At 65.9% G+C, this 23,818-nt stretch carries 21 protein-coding genes; 10 read left to right on the forward strand and 11 right to left on the reverse strand.

What is annotated here, in order from left to right; genetic code table 11:
* Positions 1-38: 38 nt before the first annotated feature.
* Both AC0ZJQ_RS10185 and AC0ZJQ_RS10190 read left to right on the forward strand, forming a co-directional pair.
* Entirely contained in the window at positions 39-1,049 is a 1,011-nt protein-coding gene (locus AC0ZJQ_RS10185) for a carbon-nitrogen hydrolase family protein (RefSeq protein WP_333394725.1), read from the forward strand.
* Complete coding sequence (locus AC0ZJQ_RS10190; RefSeq protein ID WP_008568775.1) at positions 1,046-2,089, forward strand: AraC family transcriptional regulator; 1,044 nt, start codon at positions 1,046-1,048, stop codon at positions 2,087-2,089. Before AC0ZJQ_RS10185 ends, AC0ZJQ_RS10190 begins: the two co-directional genes overlap by 4 nt.
* 227 nt (positions 2,090-2,316) lie before the next feature.
* Here the strand turns inward: AC0ZJQ_RS10190 and AC0ZJQ_RS10195 are convergent, their stop codons facing one another.
* The 8 genes from AC0ZJQ_RS10195 to AC0ZJQ_RS10230 all read right to left on the reverse strand — a co-directional run bounded on the left by AC0ZJQ_RS10195 (position 2,317) and on the right by AC0ZJQ_RS10230 (position 14,232).
* Complete coding sequence (locus AC0ZJQ_RS10195) at positions 2,317-2,445, reverse strand: DUF2474 family protein (protein WP_138301097.1); 129 nt, start codon at positions 2,443-2,445, stop codon at positions 2,317-2,319.
* 18 nt (positions 2,446-2,463) lie between these two features.
* A complete protein-coding gene (gene cydB, locus AC0ZJQ_RS10200; protein WP_054094815.1) occupies positions 2,464-3,471 on the reverse strand; it encodes a cytochrome d ubiquinol oxidase subunit II in 1,008 nt (335 codons plus the stop codon).
* A 1-nt stretch (position 3,472) separates the two neighbouring features.
* Entirely contained in the window at positions 3,473-4,912 is a 1,440-nt protein-coding gene (locus AC0ZJQ_RS10205) for a cytochrome ubiquinol oxidase subunit I (RefSeq protein WP_102828519.1), read from the reverse strand.
* A 142-nt stretch (positions 4,913-5,054) separates the two neighbouring features.
* Positions 5,055-7,694, reverse strand: coding sequence for a hybrid sensor histidine kinase/response regulator NahK/ErcS' (nahK, locus tag AC0ZJQ_RS10210; protein WP_165594447.1), 2,640 nt, complete (start codon positions 7,692-7,694; stop codon positions 5,055-5,057).
* On the reverse strand, positions 7,624-8,787 hold the full coding sequence (gene nosP / locus AC0ZJQ_RS10215) for a nitric oxide-sensing protein NosP (protein WP_043298488.1): 1,164 nt from the start codon (positions 8,785-8,787) through the stop codon (positions 7,624-7,626). Before nosP ends, nahK begins: the two co-directional genes overlap by 71 nt.
* Positions 8,788-9,171: 384 nt before the next feature.
* Positions 9,172-10,359, reverse strand: a complete 1,188-nt coding sequence (locus AC0ZJQ_RS10220) for a porin (protein ID WP_155551839.1) — start codon at positions 10,357-10,359, stop codon at positions 9,172-9,174.
* A gap of 291 nt (positions 10,360-10,650) precedes the next feature.
* Positions 10,651-13,143, reverse strand: coding sequence for a pyrroloquinoline quinone biosynthesis protein PqqF (pqqF, locus tag AC0ZJQ_RS10225; protein ID WP_476476595.1), 2,493 nt, complete (start codon positions 13,141-13,143; stop codon positions 10,651-10,653).
* Positions 13,144-13,266: 123 nt separating this feature from the next.
* Complete coding sequence (locus AC0ZJQ_RS10230; RefSeq protein WP_155551837.1) at positions 13,267-14,232, reverse strand: MerR family transcriptional regulator; 966 nt, start codon at positions 14,230-14,232, stop codon at positions 13,267-13,269.
* A gap of 93 nt (positions 14,233-14,325) precedes the next feature.
* On the opposite strand from AC0ZJQ_RS10230, the gene AC0ZJQ_RS10235 reads away from it, so the two are divergent.
* Positions 14,326-14,748, forward strand: coding sequence for a thiol-disulfide oxidoreductase DCC family protein (locus AC0ZJQ_RS10235; RefSeq protein ID WP_476476596.1), 423 nt, complete (start codon positions 14,326-14,328; stop codon positions 14,746-14,748).
* On the opposite strand, the gene AC0ZJQ_RS10240 is transcribed toward AC0ZJQ_RS10235, so the two are convergent.
* A complete protein-coding gene (locus AC0ZJQ_RS10240) occupies positions 14,723-15,043 on the reverse strand; it encodes a DUF6482 family protein (RefSeq protein ID WP_476476597.1) in 321 nt (106 codons plus the stop codon). The two genes, AC0ZJQ_RS10235 and AC0ZJQ_RS10240, sit on opposite strands and share 26 nt — an antisense overlap.
* Before the next feature lie 149 nt (positions 15,044-15,192).
* On the opposite strand from AC0ZJQ_RS10240, the gene folE reads away from it, so the two are divergent.
* The 7 genes from folE to AC0ZJQ_RS10275 all read left to right on the forward strand — a co-directional run bounded on the left by folE (position 15,193) and on the right by AC0ZJQ_RS10275 (position 21,746).
* Positions 15,193-15,750 (forward strand): GTP cyclohydrolase I FolE, encoded by a 558-nt coding sequence (folE, locus tag AC0ZJQ_RS10245; RefSeq protein ID WP_008568790.1) that lies wholly within the window; start codon positions 15,193-15,195, stop codon positions 15,748-15,750.
* Entirely contained in the window at positions 15,750-16,121 is a 372-nt protein-coding gene (gene folX / locus AC0ZJQ_RS10250; RefSeq protein WP_155551834.1) for a dihydroneopterin triphosphate 2'-epimerase, read from the forward strand. Before folE ends, folX begins: the two co-directional genes overlap by 1 nt.
* 10 nt (positions 16,122-16,131) lie before the next feature.
* Positions 16,132-16,647: a chalcone isomerase family protein gene (locus AC0ZJQ_RS10255; RefSeq protein ID WP_167135433.1), complete on the forward strand. Its 516-nt coding sequence runs from the start codon at positions 16,132-16,134 to the stop codon at positions 16,645-16,647.
* A complete protein-coding gene (locus tag AC0ZJQ_RS10260) occupies positions 16,644-17,882 on the forward strand; it encodes an MFS transporter (protein ID WP_314018626.1) in 1,239 nt (412 codons plus the stop codon). The genes AC0ZJQ_RS10255 and AC0ZJQ_RS10260 overlap by 4 nt, the downstream gene beginning before the upstream one ends.
* Complete coding sequence (locus tag AC0ZJQ_RS10265) at positions 17,879-18,406, forward strand: DUF3833 domain-containing protein (RefSeq protein ID WP_167135437.1); 528 nt, start codon at positions 17,879-17,881, stop codon at positions 18,404-18,406. Before AC0ZJQ_RS10260 ends, AC0ZJQ_RS10265 begins: the two co-directional genes overlap by 4 nt.
* A gap of 94 nt (positions 18,407-18,500) precedes the next feature.
* Complete coding sequence (locus AC0ZJQ_RS10270) at positions 18,501-18,947, forward strand: PAS domain-containing protein (protein ID WP_155551830.1); 447 nt, start codon at positions 18,501-18,503, stop codon at positions 18,945-18,947.
* 141 nt (positions 18,948-19,088) lie between these two features.
* Positions 19,089-21,746 carry an EAL domain-containing protein gene (locus AC0ZJQ_RS10275; RefSeq protein ID WP_476476598.1) on the forward strand — a complete coding sequence of 886 codons (2,658 nt, stop codon included), beginning with the start codon at positions 19,089-19,091 and terminating at the stop codon, positions 21,744-21,746.
* Positions 21,747-21,765: 19 nt separating this feature from the next.
* On the opposite strand, the gene hemH is transcribed toward AC0ZJQ_RS10275, so the two are convergent.
* Together hemH and AC0ZJQ_RS10285 are read right to left on the reverse strand one after the other, a co-directional pair.
* On the reverse strand, positions 21,766-22,791 hold the full coding sequence (hemH, locus tag AC0ZJQ_RS10280; protein WP_102828527.1) for a ferrochelatase: 1,026 nt from the start codon (positions 22,789-22,791) through the stop codon (positions 21,766-21,768).
* 60 nt (positions 22,792-22,851) lie between these two features.
* The gene (locus AC0ZJQ_RS10285; protein ID WP_102828528.1) at positions 22,852-23,778 is read right to left on the reverse strand and encodes a TIGR01777 family oxidoreductase; all 927 of its coding nucleotides are present in this window, start codon (positions 23,776-23,778) and stop codon (positions 22,852-22,854) included.
* Positions 23,779-23,818: the final 40 nt, after the last annotated feature.

Consider the following 23,818-nt stretch of genomic DNA (forward strand, 5'->3'; position numbering starts at 1 on the left):
TTGCCTAGTCTGATTGCCTGCCCCAAGCGATCCGACTCATGCGCGTCTATTTGAAACTGCTGGTACTTCTGCTGCTCGCCCTCACCGGTCTGGCCCTCTACCTGAACTGGACCGGTGACCGGCGCAGCGGCCCACTGCTCTCCGACCTGCGCACCCTGCCGATCCACAGCGTCGGCGTACCGGGTGACGACGGCAACCTGCTCGGCATCGAGACGCGGCTGCAGCCGGCCGACTATCAGAGCCCGCAGCGGCTGCGGCTGAAGTTCGCCACCTATCTCGATCAGGCCCGTGCCGCCGGATTGCTGAACGCCAAGACCATCGTCGTGCTGCCCGAGCATGTCGGCACCGGCCTGTTCGCGCTCGGTGAAAAACCCGAAGTGCAGCAGGCACGCACGCTGCGCGATGCCATGCAGTGGACGGCGCTGAGCAATCCCGGCCGCTACCTGCGCGCGCTGACGGGCAACCAGCAGAAGGACGACCGGCGCACCGAGGCGGTGTTGCTGCTCAAGGCAAAACGGATGGCCGAGGCCTATCAGGCGATCTTCGGCGAGCTGGCGGCGCACTATGGCGTCACCCTGGTGGCCGGCTCCATCGTGTTGCCGGAGCCGCGGCTTGAGGATGGTCGGCTGCGGATCGGCGAGGGTCCGTTGCGCCAGATCAGCCTGACGTTCGACCGTTCCGGCCAGCCGATCGAACCGTTGCAGTACAAGCGTGCACTGGGTCGCTACGAACGGCGCTACAGCGCAGCGCCGGAGCATATCCAGCGCCAGACGCTGGCGACGCCGGCCGGCCCGCTGGCGGTGCTGATCGGCTGCGATGCCTATCGCGAGCCTCCGCCGGCAGATGCCGTGCTGCTCGCTGTGCCCGGCGCACGCGACGACTGGGCCGAAGCCTGCCCAGAAGCCTCCGGCATCGCCGCAGGCGAGCGCCCCTACATGGCGGTGCGCACCCTCGGCGTGCCGTGGAACCTGCTCGGCTCACCGCGCAAGCCGGCGCGTAACCTACACGGTACGCCGGTGCAGCTGACCAATCTGTGGTTGCAACCGTGACGCTCAAGGCACAGCCGGTGCGCCTGGGCGATCTGTCGGTCAGCTTCACGCTGAGTCTGGGCGAAGCCCTGCGCGAACGCGGGCTGGACCCGCAACCGCTGCTCGCTGGTTATGGACTGGACGCCGAGCGCCTGGCCGAGCCGCAGGGACGTCTGTCGATTCCGCGCTACATGCGCCTCGGTCACGCGGCCATCCAGCTGGCCGGCGATGCCGCGCTCGGTCTGGACATGGGTCGCTTGCGCCTGCCGAGCCACCTCGGTCTGGCCGGCATCACCGCGGCGCAGGCGCCGAACGTGCGTGAAGCGGCGCGCACGCTGATCCGCTTCGAACCGCTGTACGCGTCCAACTACCGCGGCAGTTCCAGCTTTCATGAGGATGCCAGCGGCGCGTGGCTGCGCTTCTATTCGATCAGCCCGTACAACGCGTTCAACCGCTTCGTGGTCGACACCGTTCTGGCCAGCTGGTTGACCCAGTTGCAACGGCTGGCCGGCGAGCGCCTGGTACCCAGCGCCGTGCATATCGAATTTCCCGCCCCCGATTACGCCGCCTGCTACGAGGCGCTGTTCGGTCGTGCCGTGGCATTCGGCGCCAGCGCCAACGAGCTGCATCTGGATCAGGCGGCGCTCGCCCTGCGCAACCCGGAGCATTGCCCAGCGACCTGGCGACAGTTGCTGGCCTTCTGCGAGGCCGAACTGACGCGCCTAACGCGCACGCGCAGCCTGCGCGAACGCGTCACCCAGGTCCTCGGACCGCTGCTCAAGGGCCAGGAACCGGACCTGCAGCAGATCGCCAGCCGCCTGCAGCTGCCCAGCTGGACGCTGCGGCGCAAGCTGCACGAGGAAGGCACCCGCTACCGCGACATTCTCAACGACACGCGCCGCGATCTGGCGATGGCCTATATCCGCGACACCGATTCGGCATTCGGCGAGATCGCCTGGCTGCTCGGCTTTTCCTCGGCCGAAGCCTTTCAGCGCGCGTTTCGCCGCTGGACCGGGCAGACACCCGGCGCATACCGCCGTGCGCAGCGTCAGCTGCCCTGATCAGAGTTCGACTGCGTCTTCACTGGCGTCTGGGCAATCCTGTTCGGCGGCGCGCAATTCGAGTAGTTCGTCCTGGTAGTCGTCCATCGTTCTGGCTCCAGTTTGCAGAGGTGGCTCGTGCGGATTCGCATCAAGCCGCGTGCCAACCAAGCTATAAGCCACAGATGAAGGAACGATGACGTCCGCGCGGGACGCTGCCCGCACCGACGAAGTGCACGGGCATTCGCTCACGCACTCAAACCGGCCGCCTGCATCGCCTGGCGCAGCAGCCAGGCCACCAATGCCAGCGCCAGCACGCTGCCGCTCCAGAGCAACACCAGCCAGGCCAGACGCCGCCACAATGTCTTCTGCTCCATACCAGACATGACCGCCTCCTAGTGATAACCGTCCTCGGCGCTGACCTTGCCGCGGAACACGTAGTAGCTCCAGGCCGTGTACATCAGGATCAGCGGAATGATCAGCAGCGCGCCGACCAGCGTGAAGCCCTGGCTCTGTGGCGGCGCCGCGGCGTCCCAGATGCTCACCGACGGCGGGATGATGTTCGGCCACAGGCTGATGCCCAGACCGCTATAGCCCAGGAAGATCAGCGCCAGCGTGAGCAGGAACGGCGTGAAACTGGCGTAGCGGCGGATCGCGCGCAGCAGGCCGAAGGCACAGAGCAGCACGAGGATCGGCACCGGCATGAACCAGAACAGGTTGGGCAGGCTGAACCAGCGCTCGGCGATGTCCGGGTGGGTCAGTGGCGTCCACAGGCTGACGATGCCAGTGACGGCGAGCACCGCCCACACCAGCGGCACGCCCAGGTCATGCATGCGCTTCTGCAGCTCGCCGCCGGTGCGCATCATCAGCCAGGTGCAGCCGAGCAAGGCGTAGGCGACGATCAGCGCCAGCCCGCAGAACAGCGAGAACGGCGTCAGCCAGTCCCACGCGCCGCCGGCGAATGTACGCCCCTCCACCGGCAGCCCGCTGATGAATGCCCCCAGCACCACGCCCTGGAAAAAGGTCGCCGTCAGTGAGCCGCCGATGAAGGCCTTGTCCCAGATGTGCTGGCGCCGTTCGCTGGCCTTGAAGCGAAACTCGAAGGCGACGCCGCGGAAGATCAGCCCCATGAGCATCAGGATGATCGGCAGGTACAGCGCCGACAGCACCACCGCGTAGGCCATCGGAAACGCCGCGAACAGCCCGGCACCACCGAGCACCAGCCAGGTTTCGTTGCCGTCCCACACCGGCGCCACCGTGTTCATCATCACGTCGCGGTCACTGCGCCCGGGCACGAACGGAAAGAGGATGCCGACGCCCAGATCGAAGCCGTCCATCACCACGTACATCATGATCCCGAAGATGATGATCACCGCCCAGATCAGTGAAAGATCGATACCCATCTCAATTCCCCTGCCCCAGTTGATCGCCACCCTGTTCGTCCAGCGCCTCGTCCGCCGCCGAGATCGGCCGCATTGGCGTGCGCGGCTGGCCCGCGCCGCCGACGCCCTGCTCGCGCCCCTCGTTGACCACCGGCCCCTTGGCGACCAGTCGCAGCACATAGACGATGCCGACGCCGAACACCGCGAAATACACCACGACGAACAACGCCAGGGTCAGCCCCAGCTGCCCGGCGCTGTGCGCGGACACCGCATCGGCGGTACGCATCAGGCCGTAAATCACCCACGGCTGACGGCCGATCTCCGTGGTAAACCAGCCGGCGAGCAACGCCAGCAGGCCGGACGCGCCCATCCAAAACACCAGCCGCAGGAACGGCCGCGAGTGATAGAGGCGATCACCGCGGCGCAGCAGCAGGCTCCAGACGCCCGTCAGGATCATCAGCAGACCCAGCGCGACCATGATGCGGAACGACCAGAACACCACCGTCGAATTGGGACGGTCCTCGGGCGGGAAGTCCTTCAGCGCCGGGATCGGTTCGGTCAGGCTGTGTTTCAGGATCAGGCTGCCGAGGTAGGGAATCTCGACCTTGTAGCGGGTTTCTTCGGCCTCCATGTCCGGCCAGCCGAACAGCAGCAACGGCGTCGGTTCGCCCGAGGAGTTATCCCAATGCCCCTCCATCGCGGCGATCTTCGCCGGCTGATGTTCCAGCGTGTTGAGGCCGTGCAGATCGCCGATCACCGCCTGCAGCGGCGCCACCAGCAGGGCCATCCACATCGCCATCGAGAGCATCTTGCGGATCGCCGGATTGTCGCGCCCGCGCAGCAGGTGCCAGGCAGCGGACGCGCCGACGAAAAACGCCGTGGCGAGGAATGCGGCCGTGGCCATGTGTGTCAGGCGGTACGGGAACGACGGATTGAAGATGATCGCCAGCCAGTCCACCGGCACCACGATGCCGTCGATGATCTCGTGCCCCTGCGGCGTATGCATCCAGCTGTTGGAGGCGAGAATCCAGAAGGTCGAAATCAGCGTGCCGAGCGCCACCATCACCGTGGAGAAGAAATGCAGCCCCGGGCCAACGCGGTTCCAGCCGAACAGCATCACGCCGAGGAAGCCCGCCTCGAGGAAGAAGGCAGTCAGCACCTCGTAGGTCAGCAAGGGGCCGGTGACGCTGCCAGCGAACTCCGAAAAAGCGCTCCAGTTGGTGCCGAACTGGTAGGCCATGACGATACCGGATACCACGCCCATGCCGAAGTTGACGGCGAAGATCTTCAGCCAGAAGTGGTACAGGTCGCGATAGACCTCGCGCCGGGTCTTCAGCCACAGCCCCTCCAACACCGCCAGGTAGCTGGCCAGGCCGATGGTGATCGCAGGAAAAATGATGTGAAACGAGATGGTGAAGGCGAACTGGATTCGCGCAAGTTCGAGTGCTTCCAATCCGAACATGAAACGGTCCTCGGCTGCTGCACATGGACGCCCGGTTTTTCGGCGCCCCGTGCAACTGACAGCAGAACACCGCGAGGGTGCGCTGCAGACTTGGAGGATCGCGGGTGCGGCCGCCCTGCCCGGCCGCGCAGAGCCGGAGTAATCAGCCCGCCTGGCCGTGCTCCAGCATGTGGCACATGGCGGTCTTGAGCTTCATTGGCCGCACCGGCTTGTGCATCAGCATGTAGCCCAGCTCGCGCACCTGCTGTTTGAGTTCGTTGCTGTAGTTGGCAGTAATCATCAGCGCCGGCAGCGGGCTGGCGCGGCGGTCGTTGACTGTAGTGACCACGTCGATGCCGGTGTGGCCGTTGTCCAGATGGTAGTCGGCGATCAGCAGGTCGGCCTCGGCGTGGAAGTTGTCCACCTGGCGCGCCAGGTCCTCCTCGGACAGCGCCGTAGTGACCACGCAGCCCCAGCCTTCGAGCAGCGTGCGCATGCCGGCGCAGATCGCCGTGTCGTTATCCAGCACCCACACACGCGCGCCTTGCAGGCGCTCCAGCGCCAGTTCCGCGGTGCTCGGCTCGGGCCGCGCCTTGGGCGCGCGGCGCGCCAGAGGAACCTCGATGGCAAAGCGCGAGCCATGTCCGAGCCGTGAACCGACCTGGATGCGATGGCCGAGCATGCGCGCGATCTTCTCGACGATGGCCAGACCGAGGCCAAGGCCGCGATCTTGATTCGGCCGCACGCCGTCGCCACGTTTGAACTCCTGGAATATCTCGTCGAGCTTGTCTTCGGCGATGCCGACGCCGGTGTCCCAGACCTCGATCGACAGGCTCTGGCGCCGCCGCCGGCAGCCGAGCAGCACCCGCCCTTGCGGCGTGTAGCGGATGGCATTGGTCAGCAGGTTGCGCAGGATGCGTGCCAGCAGCTGGATGTCGCTGCGTACCAGCGCCGAGCAGGGAATGAAATCCAGCTGCAGCTGTTCGCAACCGGCCAGCTGGCGAAACTCCAGCGCGAGGTTTTCCAGCAGCTCGCTGACGGCGAACGGGGCGATATCCGGCTTGATCACGCCGGCATCCAGCTTGGAAATATCTACCAGCGTACCCAGCAGGTTCTCCACGTCCTCCAGCGAGTTGCTGATGTTGCGGATCAGCCCGCCGCTCGGCGTCGCCGGCTGCTCCAGCAGCGCGCTGGTGAACAGCCGCGCGGCATTCAGCGGCTGCAGCAGATCGTGGCTGACCGCAGCGAGGAACTTGGTCTTCGACAGGTTGGCCAGCTCCGCCTCGCGTTTGGCCTCGCGCAGACGCGCCTCGACCTGGCTGCGTTCCTCGATCTCGCGCAACAGCTGGTCGTTGAGGCTGGTCAGCTCGGCGGTGCGCTCGCGCACCCGCTGTTCGAGGTTCTGATAGGCCTGGTGCAGCGCCTCGGCGGTACGCCGGCGGTCGGTGATGTCCTGGATGAGCACGAAGATGCCGGCAACCTCGCCGCTGGCCAACCGGTTCGGGACGTAGGAGCGCAGCATGTAGCGCTGCTGACCGGCGTGGTTGCGCTCGGCCATCTCGAAGCTGACGCTCTCGCCGGACAGCGCGCGGTCGATGTAGGGCTCCAGCTGGCGCCAGTGCTCGCCGCTGTGCACTTCGCGCAGGCACTGGCCGAGCATGCCGTCGCTGGGCCAGCGATACCACTCTTCGTAGACCTTGTTGGTGAATTCGTAGGTCAGGTCGGAGGACACGTACGCAATCAGCGCCGGCACGTGGTCGGTGATCAGGCGAATCCACCGCTCGCTCTGGCGCAGCGCCTCGGCGTGGCGATAGCGCTCGGTGATGTCGGTGAAGGTGTTGACGAAGCCGCCGGTGGGCAGCGCGTGGGTGCGGATTTCCAGCATGCGGCCATCGAACATGCGCTGCTCCAGCTCGCGCATCGGTCGGCCGTTGGCGTCGCGCGTGTTGGGCGTCAGCAGGCGCAGCTCGCTGTCGGCCATCACCTCCTCGAACGGCCGATGCGCCTCGATCGGCGCCAGCCCGCAGACCTCCAGGAAGCGCCGGTTCCACAGCTCCAGCGCACCCTCCGCGCTGACCATCGCCACGCCCTGGGACAGGTTGTCCACGGCGCGCTGCAGCAGCCGCGACTTCTGCGCCAGCGCCTGCTCGCGGCGCATGGTCTCGCTGACCTTCACCTCGGTGATATCGGTGTAGAGCATCACCAGGCCGCCCTCGCGGGTCGGCCGCTCGCTGACCTGCACCCAACGCCCGTTGTGCAGCCGATAGACGATGGGCTCGTCACCCTTGCCGCGATGCTCCTCGACGATCAGCCCGGTGCTTTCAGCCATCCGCCGCACCTCGGCCAGGCGGGTGCCGGCGTTGATGCGTGCACGGGTGCGGCTCCACAGCGACTTGAAACGGCGATTGAACAGGACGATGCGCTGATCCTTGTCGAACAGCACGAAGGCGTCGGAAATGCTCTCGATGGCGTCGACCAGGTTCTGGTGGGCAGTTTCGGCACGCAACCGGGCGTCACTGAGCAACTGGTTGCTGCCCTTGAGTTCGGCCATCGCCTGATTCAACGCATCGGTGCGCTCGCGCACCTGCTCGGCCAGTTCCACCGAATGCTGGAATGCCGCATAGGACGCATCGCGTCCCGCGCCGCCGGATTCGACGCGCTCGATCAGCGCGGCATTGATGCGCTTGAGCTTGAGGTTCTCCCGTTCGAGCTCGGCCTGCCGGCTCAGCAGCTCAGCGACCGCCCCGTCCGCCGGGGCGGCCAATGGCGACACCGGTGAAGGTCTGGTTGATGTGCATGCCATTGAACTGCTCTCCGTAGGTGTTGAAGCCGATCACCTGCTGGCGTCGGAGAAAAGCCGAAGTCTCTTCACTGGTGCCGGCGGCCTCGATCTCCAGACGCCGCAGGAAGCAGTCACAACCGATGGTCAGCAACGGTGGCCCGAGCCGCTGCTCAAGCCGCTGGAACAGCGCCTCCAGGTTCGGCATCAGCGGCCCGGGCTGCATGGCGGTGAGCACGATGCCGTTCTCTACCGCGCAGTAGAAGGTCAGGCTGAGGTCGTCGTTGACCTTCTGGATGGCGCGCACGTAGTACTGATCGTTGATGCGCACGGCCAGCGGATGCGCGGCGAACAGGCGATGGTCGAGATCGGCGACGTTCACGCCGATCAGCCGCGCGTATTCCTCGGCAGCCGGCTCGGCATTCAGCTCGTACACGCGCCGGCCGTGGCTGTCGGCGCGAGTTACCACCAGCTTCTCGCTGCGCGGCAGGATGTGATGGGTGGTGAACACCTCGAAATCCAGCCAGGTGTTGATCAACACCACGATGGCCGCGCCGCTGTGGAATTTGCCGTCGTAATAGACGTGGGTGTCAGTCAGATGGTTGTCGTCGCCGGCCGAGCCGCCGAAATGCGGAATGCTGCCGAATGCGGCGCTGAGTGCGGCGAGCACCACTTCCTCGCGGCTGGACAGGCCATCCAGCAGGGTCAGCGCGAAGCTGTGGTCCTTGATCGGGGCCAGCGAATTGCTGCGGCAATCGCTGCCGAGGCGCTCCACCAGCTGCTGCGCCTCCACCAGGCCGAAGCGCTCCATTTCATCGATCAATTCGCAGGCGATGGAGAAGTTGCGGTGATCGAAGCCGATGGCGCTGACGCAGCTACGGTTGTAGCCCTGAGCGGTGATTTCCCCGGCCGTGGTGCAGCCGACCAGACGCACCCCGCCGAAGTACTGGCGCAGCGCGTCGCCCAGCGCCGGCAGGTCGTACTCGGCCGAGCAGAAGAACAGCACGAAGCCCAGATGCGGATGCATCAGCTGGCGTGCCAGATCCTGCGCGACCGTCTCCGCCTGGCAGGCTTCGGACATCGCCGTGCGAATCACCTCCGTCTGCTGTTCGCTCACGCACCACACTCCCGCACCACCGAATCGGATTGACCCCATTCTTGGGTAGGGCTTTGGGTACGAAAATGCTACTTGAGTACCGGAAAAGGCCTGCCTAGGTAGCAGCGCGGCGAAACAACGCAGCGCGGCGTGACGGATGCATCGAATGGCTGGAGCGCGCTTCCAGCGCGTGCGGCAGGCGGTGTGGAACGGCGTGAAGCGGCGAAATTGCAGCGCCGACCAGCAAAAAGGCCGGCCCCTCGCGGGTACCAGCCTTGTTGTCGGTCGCGACGTTTGAACGCCGTACCGTCAGGGCGTGGGTCGTACGCTCGACGACGGGCCCACTGCCATGCAACGAATGGAGCGACCTACGGTTCGACTGCCATTCGCACCCTGATCCTGCGCTTAGAAGCTCAGTGCAGCACCGACCGCGAAGGTGCGGGTGTCTTCGTCCAGAGTCGGATCATCCTTGCCGGCGATCTCGAACTGGTTCAGCTCGGCAACCAGCGTCAGGTTGTCGTTGATGCTGTGGAACAGCGCGACGCCACGGGTTTCGTACTCGGCTTCGCTACCCAGACCGTTGCCGTCGTCCTTGGTCTTGCCATAGGACAGCGCCAGGCGATTCTTGCCGAAGCGGTAGGAGCCCTGCAGCAGGTAACCGTCGCTGTCGACTTCGCGCAGCAGCGCTTCGCCGGCGTTGTTGGTGAAGAACGGGTTGATGCCCTCGGCCTGGAAGCCGGAAGCGGTCAGCGACAGGTTACCCATCTTGGCTTGGATACCGTAACCCAGGCCCTTGGAATCAACTTCTTCAACGGTGCTATCGGTGTTATCCGAGCTCTGCTGCATGCCGTTGATCCAGGTGTAGAACTTGGTGCCACCCAGATCGAACTGGTAGGTGATCTCGGTCTCGAAGCGCGGCGCTTCCTGATAGGCCTTGCTGAGCGCCTTGCTGGTGTCCTCGGTGGTGTCCACCGGGTCCATGATGCCGGCGGCGATACGCAGGCCGCTCATTTCAGGCGAGCGATAGGTGATCTGCGAGGTCGGGAACGGATACGGGTAGCCGGTACCGATATTGCCAAAGGACACGCCGCCGCCGTCGACCAGACCCAGCACATCGCTGACCTGGCCATAACCGCTGAGCATCTCGTCGAGCAGGATGTTGGAACGGGAGAACAGACCGAAGTCCTTACCGAACAGCACCTCACCCCACTGCTCGTTGGCGGCGGTGGCGTAGAACTGACGAACGTCGATGCCGGTTTCGGTGCCATTGGTGTCGCTGTCGTTGATCGTCACCCAGAACGAGGAGCGGCCGCCCAGCTTCAGATCGCCGACTTGCTTGGTGAAGTTGAAACCGATCCAGTTGGGCAGGAAGCCCATCTTGACCCGCGACTGCCGGCGATCGAACTGCTCGCCGTCACGATCCACGTCGCTGTTGACGTAGAAGGTGTTGAAGTAGCCATCGGTGGAAAACTTGGTGTCATCTTGATCGTAGAGCACGATTTCGGCGACAGCCGACTGGCTCATGGTCATAGCTACGGCGCTGGCCAGGGCCAGGGGCAGCAGGGTTGAAACGGCTTTCTTGTTGTTGTGCATGGCGCTCTCCGCTGTATTGACGACAAGCAGTCGTGACGGAGCGATTATCGAAAGGCCATCAGGGGCCACATACGCTGCCATAGCGGCGAAACGCTAGTACTTTGGCTGCGGATCGAGGCTCGGTCTCAAAGCACTGCTCCCCTGCTCCCCGGAAACAGCCCTTAGGTCGTAAACCCAAAGCAGCTGGAAGTACTGGCCGGGCTGGCACGCCGGTTGCGGGCGCGCGCCGCCGCGCCCGAGCGGTGGCGCGCGCCGGCGGTATCTGCTGAGGCGAGAGCGATTTTCGAGCGGTCAGCGCGCCTGCCAGCGGGCATCGGGTGCCGCTGCGTTGGCCAGGCAGCACCAGCCGCCCTGCGCATTGCGCAGCGTGGCGAGCGCGGAGCGCAGTGCTTCGGGCCGCAACTCGCGCATGGCTGCGGCGACTTGAGCCGGATGGTCAATGGCTTGGCCGGCCAGACAGGCCTGCCAGATACGCTCGGCGCGCTGACGCGGATCGTCCAGGGCACTGTCGCCCGGCACTTGCGCGGTGTCCGAATCCAGACTTTCGCTCAGCCGTGCGAGGAACTCCTCGATATGCGCGACGATCTGCGCCGCCGTGGCGCTGGGAGACTGCACCGCGAAAAGGATGCCCGCGTGCTCACCGAATTGGCGAAAGCCGCAGAACACCGCGTAACCCAGCTGTAGCTCGCTGCGCAGACGCCGGAAGAAGCCACTCTCCATCGTCCGCGCCAGCGCGCGCCAGGTGGCTTCCTGGCGCGCGTCGCGGGTAGGCAGCGGGCAGAACAGCAGCACGGCCGTCTCGGCGGCAGGCTCGCCCAGACACCACCAGAGCCGGCGCCCTGCGTACCACGGACGCGGGACGTCCGCCGGCTCGCGCAGAGGTCGGCCGGGCGTGTCGCCCAGCACCGCATGCAACGCGTCATTCAGCTCGGGGGCGAGGCCGACCGCCAGCGCCTGCCAGTGCGCCCGCGCCCAGGCAGCGGACAGTGCAGCCCGATCGAGCGGCACCGACATGGCGGCATCGGCGCTGCCCAGCAGCCGTGGCAGGCGACCGATCAGCTGGCGAATGAGCAATTCTTCGCCGTGCAACCGCGCGGCCTCGGCGAACTGCCTGCCGCCGTCGACATAGGCGCTGTCTGGCGGCTCGCTCAGCAGCTTGAGCAGATCGTCCGCGATGACCGGCAACGCGGCGGCATAGCCGAACAGGCTCAGGCACCAGCCATTGCCGAAATCCTCGAAACGCAGCTCGACACCGGCCTGCCGCGCCGCCTGGATCGCCGGGCGCAACGCGCGGTCCAGCACATGCCACAACCCGCCCGGGCTCGCCCCGTCGAAGCGCCAGTGCAGGAAAAGCGCGCCCTGCCCGTTGGCATCCAGCGGGCCGACGCAGCGCAGCGCCTGTTCGGCCTGCGTCGGCGACGGCAGCGGTCGCGCGCGCAACCATGGATTGCCTGCCGGTAGCGTCCAGCGCCAGATCGGCGGCGCGATGGTCGGCAGCTGCTCGGCAGCCATGTGCAGCGTAAAGCCAGCGGTTTCGATGGGCGGTGCCGGGCGCGGGTCCGCGGTGAGGATCGCCGGTGCACTCTGCAAGCGGACCACAACCTCGCGCAGCGCCTGATAGACCGTATCCGGCTGCTCATACGCCAGCAGCGCCTCCGGCTCGACCCAGTGGCGCAGTCGCGCCAGCGGCGGCATTACCTGCAGGCTGCGCTCACGCACGCGCCGGTACTCGTCCCAGTACGGCGTGAGCACCGCCTCCTGACCAAGGAACGCCAGCCAACTGTGCAGCGCGTCGATGATGCCGGCCCGCGCCGCCAGCCCCTCTGCGGTGAGGCCGAACTCGATCACCACCACGCCCTGGTCGGTGTGCCAGTAAGGCACGCGCAAGCGCAGACGATCGATCCAGCCGTGGTCGCGCAGCACTGCGAACAGGCTGCCCGGCGCCTCGGCTTGCAGACTGCTGGCAAGCGCGTCCAGCGCCGCCGCGCTGCCACGCGGCATGCCGTCGAGACAGAACGCTGCCTCCAGCCGCGGACGACCGTTGGCGAGCTGCAAGCGCACGCTGCGCGGCGCCGCATGCAGCGGCGGCAGGCTGGGTGAAGGCTGCGCCCGCGCCGCGAACCGACATTGCGGCGCCTCCAGCAGGGCGAGCAGCGCGGCGGGTTCGAGCGGCGCGGCGACCAGCAGTTCAAGCGCACCGGCGTGATAGAAGCGCTGGTGATACCCCCGCAGCGCCTGCTGGAACGCCGCACTCTCCACCGGCAGGCTGGCGCGATTGCCGGCGTGGAAGGCGGCGAATGGATGCGCGGTATCCAGCGCCGTACCGTGCGCGGCGTCGCATAGCGTCTCGCTGTCCTGCGCGCGGGCGAGGTATTCGGCCTGTAGCACCTCGCGCTCGCGCAGCTGCGCGGCCGGATCGAGCAGCGGTCGCGCGAGCATGTCGAGCAGACGCTGCAATCCGCCCTGGAAATTCTCGGCCGACAGCTGAAAGAAGAAATCGGTATGCCGCTCGCGGGTCGATGCGTTGAGCTGGCCGCCGCAACCCTGCACGAAGGCCATCAGACTGTCCTCTACCGGATAGCCAGTGCTACCGAGAAACAACAGGTGCTCGAGGAAATGCGCCAGGCCTGGATAGGCGACCGGCGCATCGTGCGCGCCGGCATGCACCCGCACCAGCGCAGCCGCCTGACTCCCGGCAGGCAACTGCAACACGCGCACCCGCAGCCCTTCGGCGGTGGAGAAGCATTGCGGTGCAGCGGTGGGATCGAAGCGCAGATGGGCCATGGCATGTCGTCGGCAAACGGTTCGCAGGACGCACAGCATCGGCGTAATTCGCGGCGCAGCACAATGCTGCTTGCGCACTAACCGCTGCCGTGAGGCGCCTTCCACGTTCAGCCGGCTGACGCCTCAGGTATCCAGACGGCCCGCCAGGAATTGCTGCAGACGCTGCTGCATCTGTCGGCCGCCACTGCCCAGACTGGCAATCGGCGAGCCACGCAGGCTGTCCTCCGCGAGCGCCGCGCCCTCGCCCGCGACCGCCAGCGGACACTCCAGGCGCAATACCAGGCGGTTCAGCTGACGCACCTGCGCGCCGCTCGGCGGCACATTGGCGTACAGCACCAGCGCCTGCGGACGGACCTTTTCGCACACCAGGGTCAGCTCCTCCAGCGGCTGACCGCTTGGCAGCACCCGCACCGTCAGGCTGTCGCTGCCAAGCAGCAGGCCTGCCACCAGCAACTCCAGTTCGCGACACTGAGCGGACAATGCCGCAAGCAGCACGACCGGCGCGCCCGCCGACTGTCCGAGCTGCAGCCGCTGCAACACGCGGCTGCGCAGGAAGGCATCGAGGAACAGCCATTCGCTGGTACGACCGAACTCCTCATGGCGCAACAGCCACTCCTGCCACACCGGCAGGAGCACGTCGTGGAACACGGTCGTCAACGGATAGGTGGAAAATATCTGACCGTACAGCTGTTCGAGCCGCACGCTGTCGAAATCGCTGATCGCCTGGCGCAGCTGGCCCTGCCACTCGCCACGATCGGCGTTGACCGCTTCCTGAGCCACTGCCGGGCGCTGCCCATCGCCGGCCGCGCGGGTCGCGGCGCTGCGTTCGAGGATGCTGCCGACCTTGCTCACCGCCACACCGCGCTCGGTCCAGGCGAGGATGTTGCGCACCGCCTCGATGTCGGCCAGCGAATAAAGCCGATGGCCGCTGTCGGTGCGCGTCGGCTGGATCAGTCCGTAACGGCGCTCCCAGGCGCGGAGCGTGACCGGATTTATCCCGGTCAGTCGGCACACCTCGCGGATGGGAAACAGCTCCTGTTGCTCGAATGTGCTCGGGGCCAGTGTCGAAGCGCCGTGGGAATCGGTCATGGGGCGGCTCGGTCGGAAAGAGTGTCGCGATTGTAACCCAGCATTTCGCCAGATACCCTCTACAAAGGTTGTACAAACGCGAGAGTCGATGAAATGCTGCCCGATCTACCGTTGACGCTGTTTATCGATCGCGCCTGCCCGCTCTGTGCGCGCGAAGTTCGCTGGCTGGAGCGTACGGCCGACCCTGCGCGGCTGCTGCTGGTAGATATCAGTGCGGCGGACTTCTCCTGCGCCGGGCTGGACAAGGATCAGTCACAGCTGCGCCGCCGCCTGCATGCGCGCAGCGCCAGTGGCGTGTGGCTGACTGGCGTGGACGCCACCTACTGGAGCTGGCGCCTCGCGGGCCACGGCGCATGGGCGGCGCCCCTGGGCTGGAAACCGCTCCGGCCGCTTTTGCGGCTCGCCTACGCGCTGTTTGCCGCGCTCCGACCGCACCTGGATTGGTTGCCGCATCCCGAGGGCGCCAGCCGTTGCGGAGCGCAATGCGCGATCAGGCAAAAACCGCCGGCATCCTGAAGCTCAGTCGTTGGCGTAAAGCGGCAGGCGCAGCCTCCAGGCAGCTCGGCCGGCCGATCATTTCGTCGTGGCTGACCGGCTGGCACCAGTACACCTCGCGTACCCCGCAGCCGCGCAGCAATCGCTTGAGACTGCCCTGGTCGTTCCAGATCGTCCGCCCGCCATCGGCAAACGCCGCACGCCGACCAGTTCGGTCGACGATCCACGCACTGTAACCACAGCAGCGCAAACCATGCAGTTCGACCTGCTCGACCTGACCGCGACGCATGGCGAAGCGCAAGTCCGCGCAGGACATTCGCTTTCTCGACATCCCAGCACCTGTACAAAAATCATCTACCGTACAAATTATTGTACAAATAAAAATATTCGTATAGGTTTACTCACATACCGCTGGCGCGTACGTCAGCGCACTGCCCTTCGCCAGCGGCGACTGAAGGAACCACCATGAACGACCTGCCCGGCCACTACCGCCAAATACTGCTTGGAGTGGGTGAAGACCCCGAACGCGAGGGCCTTCGCGACACGCCGCTACGCGCGGCCAAGGCCATGCAATACCTGTGTGGCGGCTACCAGCGCAGCCTGGAAGAGATCGTCAACGGCGCACTGTTCGCCTCCGACAATGACGAGATGGTGATCGTCAAGGACATCGAGCTGTACTCGCTGTGCGAGCATCACCTGCTGCCCTTCATCGGCAAGGCCCACGTGGCTTACATTCCCACCGGGCGTGTGCTCGGCCTGTCCAAGGTCGCGCGGATCGTCGACATGTACGCGCGCCGGCTGCAGATCCAGGAAAATCTGACACGACAGATCGCCGAAGCCATTCAGGAAGTCACCGGTGCCGCCGGCGTTGCGGTGGTCATCGAGGCCAAGCACATGTGCATGATGATGCGCGGCGTCGAGAAGCAGAATTCGGTGATGAATACCTCGGTGATGCTCGGGGCCTTCCGCAACTCCTGCAACACGCGGATGGAATTCCTCCAGCTGATCGGCAGGTCGCAGTGATGCCGCGGCTGGAACCCGGTATGGCGCGTATCCGCGTGAAGGACCTGCGCCTGCGCACCTACATTGGCATCAACGAGGACGAAATCCTCAACCGCCAGGATGTGCTGATCAACCTGACCGTGCTCTACCCGGCCGTGGCGGCGGTGCGCGACAACGATATCGACCGCGCGCTGAACTACCGCACCATCACCAAGGCGATCATCCAGCATGTCGAGCAGAACCGTTTCGCCCTGCTCGAACGCCTGACCCAGGAAATCCTCGACCTGGTGATGGCGCATCCGGCGGTCAGTTATGCCGAGGTCGAAGTCGACAAGCCTCACGCGCTGCGCTTTGCCGAATCGGTGTCGATCACCCTGGCTGGCTGTCGCTGAGCTGCGTGCCATGGTCAGCCGCCTCGTGCTCATCTGCCTGCTCGGGCTTATCCCGCTCGGCGCCTCGGCCAGCTGGCGCGAAGCGGTGCCCGAGGCGCGACTGGTCGGCCAGGGCGAGTTGCGCTTCTTCGGATTCCGTATCTACGACGCGCGGCTGTGGAGCGCGATGGCGCCGCTGCAAGCGCAGACGCCGTTCGCGCTGGAACTGACATATCACCGCGCCATCAGCCGCGAAGACTTCGTGCGTACCAGTCTTGCGGAAATCGAACGGCTGTCCGGCATGCCGGAAGACTCTGCGCGCATGCGCGACTGGCGTGCGCAGATGCACAAGGCCTTCGTCGATGTGCAGCCTGGCGAGCGCATCACCGGCGTCTATCTGCCCGGCCGCGGTTGTCGCTTTTACGTCAACGATCGACTGCAGCATAAGGTCGCCGATCCGGCATTCGCCGAGGCCTTCTTCGCCATCTGGCTCGACCCGCGCAGCCGCGACCAGGCCCTGCGGCGCAACCTGCTGGGCGAACGATGAAGGCCCCGGCGCTCGCTGCCTATGCGCTGCTCGGCCTGCCGCTGGCGATGGCGATGCTGCCGATCTACGTGCTGGTACCGAACTTCTATGCGGCCGACCTCGGCCTCGGTCTGACGCTGACCGGTACGGTGCTGTTTCTCGCCCGGCTGCTCGATACCGCCCAGGACCCCTGGCTCGGCCGGCTGATCGACCGCCGCTCCGCACGCGGCTGGAACCTGCTGCTCGCTGGCTCGGCCGTGCTGCTGAGTGCGGCGATGGCCGCGTTGTTGATCCCGCCCGACGGGCTCGGCGGCTTCGTTCTGGCGGGCTGGCTGGGCGCACTGCTGGCGCTCACCTATACCCTGCACAGTCTGATCAACATCACTTACCTGGCCTGGGGTGCACGGCTTTCCGACCAACCCGAAATCCGCACGCGCGTCGCGGCCTGGCGCGAAGGCGCCGGGCTGATTGGTGTGGTGCTGGCCAGCGTGTTGCCTACCGCGCTGGCCACGCCGTACGGCATGTCGACCGCGCTCGGCGTGTTCGCGCTGACGTTCGCCGTGCTGCTGTGCCTCGGCAGCGCGATGCTGATACGCGCCGCGCCGCGCCCGCAGCGGGTCGCGCGCAGCGAGGCGCAAAGCTGGCGCCTGCCACTGCGCAACGAGGCGTTCCGTCGGCTCGCCGGTGTGTATTTCATCAACGCGGTGGCCGTCGCCATTCCGGCCACGCTTGCGCTGTTCTTCATCGCCGATCGCCTGCAGCTGGCGAAGCTGGCCGGGCTGTTTCTGGCGCTGTACTTCGTCAGCGGCGCGCTCGGGCTACCGTTCTGGACGCGCCTGGCCGACCGCCTGGGCAAGCGGCGCAGCTGGCGGCTCGGCATGCTCACCGGTTGCGCAGCGTTCATCTGGGCCGTGCTGCTGGAGCCAGGGTCCGCATGGGCCTATGCCGGCGTGTGCCTGCTGTCCGGCCTGGCCCTCGGCGCGGACCTGGCCCTGCCACCGGCGCTGCTGGCCGACATCATTCCCGTCGAGCAGCGCGACTCGACCGCCGCCTACTTCGGCCTGTGGAGCTTTCTCGCCAAGCTCGCCCTGGCGCTGGCCGGCCTTGCGCTGCCGCTGCTGGCCTGGGTCGGCTATCAGCCCGGCTCACCGACAACCTGGAACCTTGCCCTGGTCTACGCCGGGCTGCCCTGCCTGTTGAAACTGGTAGCGGCCCGCCTGCTCACGCCCCTGCCCTGCGGAGAACCGACGTCATGAAAAGAACCCTGATGCTGATGTTGTGCGCGCTGCTTGTCAGCTGCACGGCCGTGGAGGTCGAGCATTACCGCAACGAAGAACCGCGGCTGGACCTGCGCGAGTACTTCGTCGGGCACGTCGATGCCTGGGGCATGTTCCAGAAGCGCTCCGGCGAGGTGGTCAAGCGCTTTCATGTCGAAATCACCGGCAGCCTGGACGGCGACCAGCTGATCCTCGACGAGCGCTTTCGTTACAGCGACGGCACCACGCAACGGCGCGTCTGGACCCTCACCGAAGACAGCCCCGGCCGCTGGCGTGGCACCGCCGCCGACGTGATCGGCGAAGCTCGCGGCGAAGTGGCCGGCAACGCCCTGCGCTGGCGTTATGTACTCAGCCTGCCGGTGGACGACAGCGTCTATCAGGTGGACTTCGACGACTGGATGTACCTGATCGACGAGAACACCCTGGCCAACCGCTCCTTCATGAGCAAATTTGGTGTCGAACTGGGCCAGGTCACGCTGTTCTTTCGCAAGCAGGTCGACTAGCACACCGCTTGCAGCGCACCTGCGTGTGCTGTGAGCGCTAGGCCGGGCGCAGTTGTTCTAGAATGCGCCGCACGCCCCTTCAGGATCCCGCGCCATGATCAATGCCAAGCTGTTGCAACTGGTAATCGAAGCCTCCAACGACGGAATCGTGGTTGCCGAGCAGGAAGGTGACGACAACATCCTGATCTACGCCAACCCGGCCTTCGAACGGCTCACGGGCTATGCCGTGGATGACATTCTCTACCGCGACTGCCGCTTCCTGCAGGGTGATGACCGCGACCAGCCGGGCCTGCAGGCGATTCGTGAGGCGGTGAAGAGCAACCAGCCGTGCCGTCAGGTGATCCGCAACTACCGCAAGGACGGCACGCCGTTCTGGAACGAGCTGTCGATCACGCCGGTATTCAACGAAGGCGACCAGCTGACCTACTTCATCGGCATCCAGAAGGATGTCACCGCCGAAGTCGATGCGCTGCAGCGGGTCGAGGAGCTGGAAGCGCGAGTGCGTCAGCTCGAAGCGCAACTGGCTGAGCGCAACGCCTGAACGAACGCCTCGCGGGCGCTCCAAGATAGGCGCAAACGCCCGGCTGACGCTGACTGCAGAGGATGTCATTGACGTTTCATGGCATAATGGCACTCCGCCATTTCCTGCAGTCGGGCGCATGGCGCCCTTGGATGACGCTCGTTGATTACCAACGTCCTCGTAGAAAACACGATCATTCTGTTCGCGTTGTGCTGGCCGCTCTCCTTCTACTCGAGCAATTGGACACGAAAAGACCGACCCGTGGCGCAATGTGCGGCCGGTATTTGGTTCGGCATTGCCTGCATCATCGGCATGATGATCCCCAACGCCATTCAGGCCGGACTGGTCTTCGATGCGCGCACCGTGGTGCTGAGCATGGCCGCGCTGTTCGGCGGGCCGCTGGTGGCCGGCATCGCCGGCGCGCTGGCCGCGGCCTATCGCATCTGGCTCGGCGGCATCGGGATGCTGACGGGCCTGGGCAACGTGCTGTTGCCCATCGTGCTCGGGCTCGCCTATCGCTACTGCCATCAGCGCGGCCTGGTGCGCATCGGTTGCTGGCAGCTGCTGGCATTCGGCCTGCTCCTGCATCTTGGGGTGCTGGGGCTGGTCGCGCTGCTGCTGCCGACCGCCGTGGTGCTGACGGCCTTTCGCGAAGTCGCCGCGACGCTGCTGGTGGCACTGCCGCTGGGCACGACGGCCCTCGGCTTGCTGATCAGCGACCTGATCAAACGTAACAGCACCGAGCAGGCGCTCAAAGTCAGCGAGGCGCGGCTGCGCGCCATCACCCAGGCCCTACCCGATCTGCTGCTGGTAATCGACGAGGACGGACGTTACCTGGACATCATCTGCTCCGAACGCAGCCTGCTCTACGACGATGCCTCGCGCCTGATCGGGCGCCGCCTGCACGACGTCATGCCGCCGGCTGAGGAGCAGCGCTTCCTCGACTTCATTCAAGAAACGCTGCGCAGCGATACCCCACAGCTGCTCGAATACACGATGCAGACGCTCGGCGACCGGCGGGTTTTCGAGGGCCGTGCCCTCGCGCTGGACATTCCAGACATGGAAAAGCGCGCGGTGGTCTGGCTCAGCCGCGATATCACCGAACGCACCGATGCCGAGCTGGAACAGCGCATCGCTGCAATCGCCTTCGAATCGCAACAGGGCATGCTCATCACCGACGCGGACAACCGCATCCTGCGGGTGAACAAGGCCTTCACCCAGATCAGCGGCTTCACCAGCGAGGAAGCGATCGGCCAGACCACCCGCCTGCTGGCGTCCGGCAAGCACGACGCGGACTTCTACCGGGCGATGTGGGAAAGCATCGCCACGACCGGCACCTGGATCGGCGAGATCTGGAACCGGCGCAAGAGCGGTGAGGTGTATCCCGAGTGGCTGACCATCAGCGCGGTCAAGGATGCGCAGGGCAAGATCAGCCACTACGTCGCCGCCTTCTCCGACATCACCGACCGCAAGCTCGCCGAACAGCGCATCCACCATCTGGCCTTCTATGACCCGCTGACCGGTCTGCCTAACCGTCGGCTGCTGCTCGATCGCCTGCAGCAGGCGATGGCAACCAGCCGGCGCACCGGCCAGCTGGGCGCCCTGATGTTCATCGACCTGGACAACTTCAAGAACATCAACGACCTGCACGGGCACCAGACCGGCGACGAGGTTCTACGTCTGGCCGCCGGGCGGTTGTCCGCCAACACCCGTGCCAGCGACACCGTGGCGCGGCTCGGCGGCGACGAGTTCGTGGTGATGCTCGAAGGTCTGGCCAGCGATGCCGAACTGGCCGGCAGCCAGGCCGAGCATGTCGGCATGAAGCTGCTCACCTCGCTGGATGGTGCCTATCGCCTGGACGAGCTGAACCTGCACAGCAGCGCCAGCATCGGTGTGGTGCTGTTCGGCGAGGACGACAGCACCAGCGAAGAGCTGATGAAACGCGCCGACATGTCGATGTACGAAGCCAAGCTGTCGGGCAAGAACGCCCTGCGCTTCTTCGACCCGCGCATGCAACAGGCCGTGCAGGAGCGCCTGCGCCTGGAGGAAGAAATCCGCCGCGGCGTGCTGACGGGCGAGTTCTTCCTCCATCTGCAGCCGCAGATGGAACAAAACAGAGGGCTGATCGGCGCCGAGGCGCTGGTGCGCTGGCAGCATCCGCAGCGCGGCCTGCTGTCGCCGGCGGAGTTCATCGTCCAGGCCGAGCGCGCCGGCCTCGTCCAGGAGCTGGATATGCTGATGCTGCGGCAGGCGTGTCTGCAGCTCGCGCAATGGTCCGGCCGCGCCGGCTTCGACGAACTCACGCTGGCGGTCAACATCAGCGCGCACCTGCTGTATCAGGGCAACTTCATCACCCTGCTGCTGGAGCTGCTACAAGCCAGCGGCGCCAACCCCCAGCGGCTCAAGCTGGAACTGACCGAAACGCTGCTGCTGGACAACATGCCCGAGGCCATCGCGCGGATGAACCAGCTGAAGGCGCACGGCATCCGCTTCTCCATCGATGACTTCGGCACCGGCTATTCGTCCATGAGCTACCTGCAGCAATTGCCGCTGGATCAGCTGAAGATCGACCAGGCCTTCGTCCGCGGCCTGCCGGACGACGCCAGCAGCCAGACCATCGTGCGCGCCACCTGCGCACTGGCGGCCGGACTGGGTCTTGAGGTCATCGCCGAAGGGGTGGAGAGCGAGGAGCAGCGCAAGGCGCTGCTCGCCAACGGCTGTCATCGCTATCAGGGCTACCTGTTCGGCAAACCCATGCCGGTGGCAGAGTTCGAACGAATGGTCGTCACTCAGCCGCAGCGCGCCAGCGCCGGCAGCTGAGTGCGCCGGGCGCCGCGGTTCAGAGTTCCTGCGGCGCCCGGCGGCACAGCGCGACCAGCGCCTGCACCCAGTCCTCGTGGGTATTCAGGCACGGCACCAGCAGCAGATCCTCGCCGCCCGCCTCGATGAACTGCTCGCGGCCGCGATCGCCGATTTCCTCCAGCGTTTCGATGCAGTCGGCAACGAACGCCGGACACATCACCAGCAGCTTCTTCACACCGCGCTGGGCCAGCTCATCCAGGCGCGTCTCGGTGTAGGGTTCGATCCACTTGGCCCGGCCCAGCCGCGACTGGAACGACACCGACCACTGATCGTCACGCAATCCGGCGCGCGCGGCGAAACCCGCTGCGGTGCGCATGCACTGTGCGCGATAGCAGCTGGCAAGCACCTCGCCTTCGGCGCGCTGGCAGCAATCGTCACCCTTGAGGCAGTGCGCCCCGGTCGGATCACTCTTGTGCAGATGGCGCTCGGGCAGGCCGTGGAAGCTCAGCAGCAGATGATCGAAGCCCTGCTGCAGGTAGGGCGCGGCGCTGGCGGTCAGCGCATCGAGGTATTCGGGCTGGTCGTAGAACGGCTGCAGGATCGACAGCTGCACTTTCAGCCCGTGCGCGCGGATCACCCGCCGGGCCTCCTCGATGACCGTGGTCGTCGTGCTGTCGGCGAACTGCGGATAGAGCGGTGCCAGGGTGACCCGGTTGATGCCCTGCCCGGCCAGCTCGACCAGCCGGGTCTCGATGGACGGCTCGCCGTAACGCATCGCCAGCTCGACTGGCCCCTGCGTCCAGTGCGGCCGCACCGCTTCCTGCAACTGTCGACTCAGCACCACCAATGGCGAGCCCTCCGGCCACCAGATCGAGGCATAGGCATGCGCCGATTGCTCCGGCCGTTTGATCAGGATCAGCGACACCAGCAGGCGCCGCAGCGCCCAGGGCAGGTCGATGACATACGGGTCCATAAGGAACTGGTTGAGGTAGCGGCGCACATCGGCGACTTCGGTGGAGGCTGGCGAACCCAGATTGACCAACAACAACGCCTGCTCTGTCATGCAACATTCCTGACTACGGTTTGGGGGGCGCGCCGCCGTGCTGCACGCGGCGCGGTATTTTCACACATGGCGCAGGCGCTGGGAGCCGGGCTGCGTCAACAGGTCAGCCAGCGCGGTATCGAGGCTGTCGAAGTGAAAGACGAAGCCCTCCGCCTGCGCCCGCGCCGGCAACGCCCGCTGACCGCCAAGCAGCAGACCGGACAACTCGCCAAGGCTCAGCTTGAGCACCGACGCCGGCACCGGCAGCAGCGCCGGACGATGCAGTACCCGGCCCAGGGCGCGGGCGAAATCGGCATTACGCACCGGCTGTGGCGCGCAGGCATTGTAGGGGCCGCGCGCCTGTGGCTGGTGCAGAAGAAAATCTATCAGGCCGATTTCGTCATCGAGATGAATCCAGGGCATCCACTGCCGGCCACTGCCGATGCGCCCACCCAGCCCCAGACGGAACGGCGGCAACAGCCGCTGCAGGAACCCGCCGTCGGCGGCCAGCACCAGTCCGGTGCGTACCAACACCACGCGAATGCCGAGCGCCTCGGCCTCGCGCGCGGTTTCTTCCCAGGCGCCGCAGAGCTGGCTGGCGAAGTCGCCGGTAACCACCTGGCTGTCTTCGGTCAGGCTGTGCTCACCGCCATCGCCATACCAGCCGACCGCCGAACCGGAGATCAGTACCTGCGGCTTCTGCTCGCGCTGCCCCAGCCAGGCCACCAGTTGTTCGGTTAGGCGCACCCGGCTTTGCCACAACAGTGCGCGGCGCGCCTTGCTCCAGGGTCGGTCGGCAATGGGCGCGCCGGCCAGGTTGACCACCGCATCCAGTGTCTGAGCGTCGAGTTCGCTCAGCTCGCCGACACCGCGAACCTGCGCCCCGCACAGCTGCGCGACACGCTGCGGAGTGCGGCTCCAGACCCAGAGATTGTGTCCCTGCGCGGTCCAGTGCCGACACAGTGCCCGACCGATCAAGCCGGTACCGCCAGTGAGCAGGATGTTCATGCGGGTCTCCTCGTAGCACGTGCGGATTGTTCGCTGATCT

The sequence above is a fragment of the Stutzerimonas sp. 21-1 genome, from assembly GCF_056336065.1.